Origin of the sequence: Escherichia sp. MOD1-EC7003 (assembly GCF_002965065.1) — a bacterium.
GTDB lineage: Bacteria > Pseudomonadota > Gammaproteobacteria > Enterobacterales > Enterobacteriaceae > Escherichia.
The window spans coordinates 1-866 of record NZ_PTRE01000125.1 but is presented as its reverse complement, the minus strand read 5'-3'; the positions used below and the strand labels follow the sequence as shown (position 1 = coordinate 866).

Annotated in this window: 1 pseudogene; it reads left to right on the top strand. The window is 52.9% G+C overall.

Annotation, left to right across the window (positions count from 1 at the left end):
• Positions 1-36 precede the first annotated feature (36 nt).
• A pseudogene (locus A7090_RS19640) lies at positions 37-866 on the top strand (IS3 family transposase); the annotation flags it as partial.

Below are 866 nucleotides of genomic sequence, written 5' to 3'. Positions count from 1 at the left end.
TGTAGTGGCACACTAAATTTGGCCACCTGATTAAAGGTGATATTCTCACTTCAACACAAAACAGGTGACTTAATGAACAAGAAAACCAAGCGTACTTTCACCCCTGAGTTCAGACTGGAATGTGCACAGCTGATTGTTGACAAGGGCTACTCATATCGACAAGCCAGTGAAGCGATGAATGTCGGTTCGACTACCCTTGAGACCTGGGTACGCCAGCTCAGGCGAGAACGTCAGGGTATTATGCCCTCTGCGAAACCCATTACCCCGGAGCAGCAACGTATCCGCGAGCTGGAAAAGCAAGTTCGCCGTCTGGAGGAACAAAATACGATATTAAAAAAGGCTACCGCGCTCTTGATGTCCGACTCACTGAACGGTTCAAGATAGTTGCCAGACTGAGTGACAGCCACACCGTTGTCAGCCTTTGTTCCGCGCTGGAAATACACCGCAGCAGTTACCGGTACTGGCTGAAGCAACGCGATGCCATTAATCCGGAGCAAGTCAGGTTGTGCAGCGAAATACGTCGTGCGTGGAACCAGAGCCGGGGCTCTGCGGGGGCGCGCACGCTGGCTGAAATGCTGACCCAAAACGGCGTCCCGATGAGCCGTTATCGTGCCGGGCGGCTGATGAAATACCTGAATCTGAGCAGTTGTCAGCCCGGAAAACATCAGTACAAAAATGCCCGTCAGGCGCATACAAGCCTGCCGAATCTGCTCGAGCGTCAGTTCGCTGTACCGGAGCCAGACCGGGTATGGTGCGGAGATATTACGTATCTCTGGGCAGGAAATCGCTGGTGCTATCTGGCGGTTGTTATGGATCTTTTTGCCCGCAGGGTTATCGGCTGGAGTCTGTCAGCGAATGCCGATACA